The organism is Parendozoicomonas callyspongiae, assembly GCF_023502345.1.
Taxonomy (GTDB): domain Bacteria; phylum Pseudomonadota; class Gammaproteobacteria; order Pseudomonadales; family Endozoicomonadaceae; genus Sansalvadorimonas; species Sansalvadorimonas callyspongiae.
In genome coordinates this window covers 20488-27414 of record NZ_JAMFLX010000039.1, presented here as the reverse complement: position 1 = coordinate 27414, position 6927 = coordinate 20488, and the positions used below count along the sequence as shown (strand labels likewise).

Here is a 6927-nt window from a genome sequence, read left to right as displayed (position 1 = left end):
CTCAAGAGATACGAGTCCCTTTAGCATGCATTGTACGGCTTAAGGCGTGTATTCGGCGGGAATTGGTGGTTAGAGTATAGTTTGCGGCTCATCAACTTTTAGTGAAAACACAGCCAATAAGAAAGCCCCGGTTAAAGGGCTTTCATTAACTGCAAGCTATCTGCAATTAACCAGCAAACGGATGACGCAGGATAATTGTTTCATTACGGTCCGGACCGGTAGAGATAATATCAACCGGAGCACCAACAACTTTCTCCACACGCTTGATGTAAGCACGTGCAGCTTCTGGCAGATCCTCGATAGAACGGGCACCGAAAGTTGACTCGGTCCAGCCTGGAACTTCTTCGTAAACCGGCTGGATTTCTTCCCACTCTTCCGCATCGTTTGGCGTCACAATATCTTCACCGACTGCATTCTTATAGCCTGTGCAAATATTGATAGTTTCCAGACCATCCAGAACATCCAACTTGGTCAGGCAGATACCGGACACACTGTTGATACGGATAGACTGACGCAGGGCAACGGCGTCCAGCCAGCCACAGCGGCGCTCACGACCAGTGGTCGCACCAAACTCATTACCCTTCTCACCCAGATGCTTGCCAACTTCATCGAACAGCTCTGTTGGGAAAGGACCGGAACCAACACGGGTGGTATAAGCCTTGGTGATACCCAGAACATAATCCAGGTACAGAGGACCGACACCAGAACCAGTAGCAACGCCACCAGCTGTGGTGTTGGAAGAGGTTACAAACGGGTAGGTGCCGTGATCGATATCAAGCAGGGAGCCCTGTGCACCTTCAAACAGCAGGTCATCACCAGCTTCACGCATTTCGTGCAGCTTATCGGTAACACGGTCAATCATTGGTGTGATCTGACGACCCCATTCCAGTGCCAGCTCCAGAGTCTCTTCGTAGTTGACAGGCTCAACTTTGTAGAAATTCTCAAGGGCAAAGTTATGGTATTCCATAACCTCTTTCAGCTTCTTGGCAAAACGCTCTGGGTGCAGCAGATCGCTCAGACGCAGGCCGCGGCGGGCAACCTTATCTTCATAAGCAGGGCCGATACCACGACCAGTGGTACCAATCTTCGCTTTACCACGCGCCAGTTCACGGGCCTGATCCAGAGCAACATGATAAGGCAGAATCAGGGGGCAGGCTGGGCTCAGACGCAGGCGGTCACGCACAGGAACGCCACGCTCTTCCAGCTCAGCCATCTCCTTCAGCAGAGCATCCGGAGCCAGCACCACGCCGTTGCCGATATAGCAGGTCACATTTTCACGAAGAATACCGGAAGGGATCAGGTGCAGGACGGTCTTCTCGCCATCAATCACCAGAGTATGGCCAGCATTGTGTCCCCCCTGATAACGAACGACAGCGTTCGCCTGATCTGTCAGCAGATCAACGACCTTGCCCTTACCTTCGTCACCCCATTGAGTGCCTAGAATAACTACGTTCTTACCCATCATTTAATCTCGGTAAAAAAACCAACCATTTTTTGGCAGCGAGCTTTCATAAGATTGGTTTCTAAGGCGTTATTAGGTCAACTGACAGGGACTACCTGCCAACTGCCGTCAACTTCCTTCAACTCTCGATCACACCCCTGCCGGCTAGCGGCATCAGGTCGATCAAACAGGCGGTTGATTACCCTTTCACCCTGCCCCCGCAGTTGCCGAATCAGAACAGGATCAGCATCCGGCGGAGCCAGAATAGCTCTTTTACGCTCAGATATTCCCAGAGCGCCAAGACGCAATAAAACCTTTAGATCTGCACTGAAGCCTGTTGCCGGACGAGAACGCCCAAAGGCTTCACCCACACCATCATAACGCCCGCCTTTGGCAACAGCCTGCCCTTCTCCAGGCATATAAGCGGCAAAAATTATACCGGTGTGGTAGTGATACCCACGCAACTCACCCAGATCAAAGTACAGGGTTGTTGCCGGGTAAAGTGCAGTAATTCGCTTAGCCAGCTCTGCCAGCTGGTCAATCGCTTCAGCAACGGCGGCCGGAGCTGCTGAAAGAACATTTCGTGCAATATCCAGAACAGAGACATCACCACTCAGTCTGGGCAGTGCCTTCAGCATATCTGCCATAGCGGCATCATTGACATGCTTATCAACGCAGACATTTACTTCATCTACCGCCTTACGCTGCAGGGAATTAAACAATACTGATTCCGCCTCAGCATCAAGGCCGGCAGCATCAGTAAGGCTGCGAAAAATATCTACATGACCAAGATCCATATGAGGCTGGGTGATGCCTGTGATGGCCATGGATTCCAGCATCAACGAAATAACTTCCAGATCACTTTCCAGTCCGGAGTGGCCATAAAGCTCAGCTCCAACCTGAATAGGAGTACGGGAGGCAGTCAAAGATGCGGGTTTGGTATGAAAAACGGTTCCTGCATAGCAAAGGCGAACCGGGCAGTCACGACGAAGTGTGTGTGCATCAATGCGGGCAACAGCAGGTGTAGTGTCTGCCCGAAGGCCGAGGGTGCGCCCGGAAAGTTGGTCAGTGAACTTGAAGGTCATCAGGTCAAGGTCACTGCCAGCTCCGGCAGAAAGGGATTCAAGAAATTCCAGATGTGGGGGGATGACAAGTTCGTAGCCCCAAGAGGCGTAGAGATCTAATATTTCGCGGCGCATATGCTCAACCTGCCAGGCTTCTGGAGGGAGCACTTCGTCAATACCATCCGGTAACAGCCAGCGATCCGCAATCGTCATCTTCTTTCCCACCTCATAAGCTTTTTTGTAATGCCTTTTAGCGCACGAGATATAACAGAACTGTACCCAGAATCATACTGGCAAGTCCGGTTATACGGAGACTGCGATCATCAGCCTGCGCAATCTGAATAACCAGTTTTCGCCAGCGCTGGGGATACAGGAAAGGAATTATGCCTTCCAGGACCAGCACGAGACAGAATGCCACAGCAAGCTCCTGCCAGAAACCCATAGACACCTCTTACACTGTAAATTCATGTGACATGAAAAAGCCGGGTCCATAAGCCCGGCTTTTTCATGATACCATATCGCTGATTGGCCAGTTAACACCAACTTTTACGATATTTGATTTACTTACCAGAAACCTTATTCAGGTACTTAAAGAAGTCACTGTCTGGCTCAAGCAACAGCACATCGGATGGGCTGTTGAAGGACTCACGGTAAGCCCTCAGACTTCTATAGAAAGAATAAAACTCGGCATCCTGCTGGTAAGCCTTGGCATAGATTGCTGCCGCCTCCGCATCACCGTCACCTCGCAGGGTTTCAGCTTTACGATAGGCCTCTGCCAGAATAACTCGACGCTCACGGTCTGCACTGGCCCGGATGGCTTTACCCATCTCCTTACCTTTGGAGCGGTATTCCTGGGCTTCCTTTTCACGCTCGGAGGACATCCGGTCGAATACGGAGCCGGATACATCAGATGGAAGGTCAATTTTCTTAACCCGAACATCACGTACCGCCACACCCAGTTCGTCGTAAGCAACAGAGTTCAGGCTGGTGGTAATCTCCTGCAGCATCTCATCACGACGGCCGGATACCACTTCGTTCAGAGTCAAGGAACCGAACTGGTTACGCAGACGGGAGTCAGCACGCTGACTCAGCAGCTGGTTAACCCGGAACAGGTCACCGTTGGTTGCCTTATAGAACTTCTGCACGTCCATGATTTGCCACTTGATGTAGGCATCCACGACCACAGCCTTCTGTTCCTGGGTCAGGAAACGGGCCTGAGGTACATCGAGAGCCTGCAGACGGCCATCAAAGATACGTACACGATCCACAAAAGGAATCTTCACGTGGAGGCCAGGCTTGAGATCAGCCTTAACAATCTGACCAAATCGCAGCTGCACGCCACGCTCACGTTCGGAAACGATGAACAGGCTGTTGGCCGCAAGCAGAATTATCAGGCCAAGGGCGATGACAACAGACATTGCTTTAGAGCTCATCGTGAAGTCCTCCCTTGACGGCTATTGGCAACTCGACGGTTAATTTCTGCGGTTACCTGATCAGCCAAAGTGCTCAACTCTTCCTGGGTCAGAGAAATGCTGTCAGTCTCAGTTCGTGTAGTGACACCACTACTTGAGATAGATGTCTTGCCTTTCTTATCCATCAGCTTGTCAAGGGGCAGATACATCATGTTGTTGCCACCCTTAACATCCACCAGCACTTTGCTGCTGGAGCTGATAACTTCACCTACAGACTCCAGATACAGTCGCTCTCTGGTAACCTGAGGAGCTTTTTTATACTCAGCAAGAAGTTTATCAAAACGTGCCGCATCACCCTTCGAACGAGAAACTACTTCTTCCTTGTAACCTTCAGCTTCCTCAATGATACGCTGTGCATCACCCCGGGCTTCTGGAACAACCTGGTTAGCGTAGGCTTCAGCACGGTTTTTCTCACGCTGCTCTTCCTCACGGGCACGGATAACGTCGTCAAATGCACTCAGAACTTGTTTGGGTGGCTGAGAGCTCTCGATGTTGACCTTCACAATATTCAGGCCGGTGCCATAAGAATCAAGGTATTGCTGCAGGCGCTCCTTAACTTCGTCACCCATAACCTGACGACCTTCGGTCAGCACCTGATACATTTCAGAGCTGCCGACTACGTGACGCAGGGCACTCTGGGTTGCTTCGCGCAGACTCAGTTCAGGATCAGCAACATTCAGAACGTAACTCTTGAGATCACCGATGTTGTACTGAACAGACATGGCTACTTCAACAATGTTCTCGTCTTCAGTCAGCATCTCCTGGCTGAGACGGTAGTTGCGAATCTCGGTAACAGGTTCCTGATAACGGGTTTCAATTGGAGGGAAGTACATGTGCAGGCCGGGGTCTACTGTTTCGACATATTCCCCGAAACGCAGAATAACGGCGCGCTCTTTTTCGTCAACGATGTAGATGGCATTCCAGACGTAAGCGACCAGAGCGATGATAACAACTCCGACCCACAGCCCACCGCCACCAGCGGGAGCTGTGTTGCCTCCACGGGAGCCACCATTGCCCGAAGAGCCACTCTTACCACCAAAAATACCTTTCAGTGTCTGTTGAAACTTGCGGAAGGCTTCATCTAAATCAGGTGGCCCCTGATTGTTACCGCCTTTTTTCCCACCCCCCCAGGGGTCCTGGTTATTACCACCCGGCTCGTTCCAGGCCATAAGGTTCTCCGTCGTCAGCGTTATCATCCACTGCCTGGTCGCGCAGACAGAGTTCAGAAAGCATACAGGACAATTATTCTCTGACATCATCCATGTCAGCTCTGGCACTGGACTAATCAGCTCCAGGGCTTATGCCTGCCACCTTGCCACTGTGTTGATTTACAATACAGAACATTAACGGCTAGGCAAATTGTAGGGTTACAGCTGTATTAGACGCAACCTTACCTGCGACTTATACAGCTTAAGATCACCCTAATTGCATCGGTTGTACAGTCTGAATTTCATTTCCTTACCAAAAAAGCAGATAAAGAAACCCCTTTCAGACGAACCAATAAAGCTTTTTATGGGATTCAATAGCAAGTAATTCAAGCCCTCGCCCCATTTTTCTCTGCCCGACACACTGATTATTCATTCATCCAGGGTTCTGGATCAGGAAGTTCCCATGGCAGTGTCGCTCCTTCCTGCAGGAAGATTTTTTCCAATGCCTGTCGGGGCATGCGCACTTCTAGAACAGGGATACCCTCTTCATTGAAGTCTTCACCCTGCACTACACCCATTTGGTACAAACGGGAACGCAGGCGTCCTTTCTCATGGGGAACCGGCAGAAATTCGTGAACAATATCTTCACCAAGAATTTCAGCAACAGCCTGCTGAACAAGTTCTAGGCCATCGCCATTCTTGGCAGAAATCCAAACCCGGATTGGACGACCATTTTCATCCCGGTCTATGCGCGGTTTAACTCCCGCCAGCATATCGACCTTGTTGTAGATATCCAAGCGTGGCAGTTCATGAGCTTCAATTTCCTGCAAAACCTCCTGCACCTGAATGATGTTATCCATTCGTTCAGGGTCAGCGCAGTCAATCACATGCAATAACAAATCTGCATTAGCGGACTCTTCCAATGTGGCCCGGAAAGCCTGAACCAGTTTGTGAGGCAGGTGACGAATAAAACCTACAGTATCCGCAAGAATAACCGGCCCCAGATCACTGATCTGCAAACGGCGCAAGGTTGGGTCGAGAGTCGCAAACAACTGGTCAGCAGCATAGACCGCAGACACAGTAATGATATTGAACAGTGTGGATTTACCGGCATTGGTATAACCCACCAGGGAAACCAGCGGAATATCTGCACGCTTACGGGCACGACGGGTTTGATCCCGCTGCTTCTTTACCTTCTCCAGGCGTGACTTAATGCTTTTGATACGGACACGAAGTAGACGACGGTCGGTTTCCAGCTGTGTTTCACCGGGCCCTCGGAGACCAACACCACCTTTCTGTCTTTCCAGGTGAGTCCAGCCACGCACCAATCGGGTGCTAACATGCTCAAGCTGTGCAAGTTCTACCTGCAGCTTACCTTCATGAGTTCTGGCTCTTTGGGCGAAGATATCAAGGATCAGGCCGGTACGGTCAACAACACGACACTTGAGTTCTGCTTCCAGGTTTCGTTCCTGGCTTGGGGAAAGGGCATGGTTAAACAGTACTACGTCAGCGCCGGTAGCAATAACATGCTGACGAATCTCTTCCAGTTTGCCCACCCCGACAAAATATCTCGGGGTAATTTTTGCACCAGGAACAACAACAAATGCAGCCTGTTCGACATTTGCTGAACGTACTAGCTCCTGGAATTCTCCGGGGTCTTCTCGTTCCTGGTCATCTACGCATTCAGGGTGAACCAGTACGGCTCTTTCACCACCTTCATGACGTTCAAAAAACAATTAGTCTGCTCCTATTGGAATCAGCGAGGGGTTCTTATTCCCCGCTCATGGCTGTTCTCGAGTCGA

6 protein-coding genes are annotated in these 6927 nt (G+C 50.6%); all 6 read right to left on the bottom strand.

Annotated features, from left to right (window positions below; translation table 11 throughout):
• Window positions 1-166: 166 nt before the first annotated feature.
• A complete protein-coding gene (locus M3P05_RS18850) occupies window positions 167-1462 on the bottom strand; it encodes an adenylosuccinate synthase (protein WP_249701656.1) in 1296 nt (431 codons plus the stop codon).
• A gap of 77 nt (window positions 1463-1539) precedes the next feature.
• The gene (locus tag M3P05_RS18845; protein WP_249701654.1) at window positions 1540-2718 is read right to left on the bottom strand and encodes an ATP phosphoribosyltransferase regulatory subunit; all 1179 of its coding nucleotides are present in this window, start codon (window positions 2716-2718) and stop codon (window positions 1540-1542) included.
• Between the two features lie 37 nt (window positions 2719-2755).
• Window positions 2756-2947, bottom strand: coding sequence for a DUF2065 domain-containing protein (locus M3P05_RS18840; RefSeq protein ID WP_249701653.1), 192 nt, complete (start codon window positions 2945-2947; stop codon window positions 2756-2758).
• 118 nt (window positions 2948-3065) lie between these two features.
• Window positions 3066-3938, bottom strand: coding sequence for a protease modulator HflC (gene hflC / locus M3P05_RS18835; protein ID WP_249701652.1), 873 nt, complete (start codon window positions 3936-3938; stop codon window positions 3066-3068).
• Window positions 3935-5146, bottom strand: a complete 1212-nt coding sequence (hflK, locus tag M3P05_RS18830; RefSeq protein ID WP_249701651.1) for an FtsH protease activity modulator HflK — start codon at window positions 5144-5146, stop codon at window positions 3935-3937. The genes hflC and hflK overlap by 4 nt, the downstream gene beginning before the upstream one ends.
• Before the next feature lie 404 nt (window positions 5147-5550).
• Window positions 5551-6861, bottom strand: a complete 1311-nt coding sequence (hflX, locus tag M3P05_RS18825; protein ID WP_249701650.1) for a ribosome rescue GTPase HflX — start codon at window positions 6859-6861, stop codon at window positions 5551-5553.
• Window positions 6862-6927 lie beyond the last annotated feature (66 nt).

Bases quoted from the DNA above. Each gene is read 5' to 3' on its own strand.
- M3P05_RS18850 (WP_249701656.1), bottom strand. From the start codon at position 1,462: ATGGGTAAGAACGTAGTTATTCTAGGCACTCAATGGGGTGACGAAGGT.
- M3P05_RS18845 (WP_249701654.1), bottom strand. From the start codon at position 2,718: ATGACGATTGCGGATCGCTGGCTGTTACCGGATGGTATTGACGAAGTG.
- M3P05_RS18840 (WP_249701653.1), bottom strand. From the start codon at position 2,947: ATGGGTTTCTGGCAGGAGCTTGCTGTGGCATTCTGTCTCGTGCTGGTC.
- hflC (WP_249701652.1), bottom strand. From the start codon at position 3,938: ATGAGCTCTAAAGCAATGTCTGTTGTCATCGCCCTTGGCCTGATAATT.
- hflK (WP_249701651.1), bottom strand. From the start codon at position 5,146: ATGGCCTGGAACGAGCCGGGTGGTAATAACCAGGACCCCTGGGGGGGT.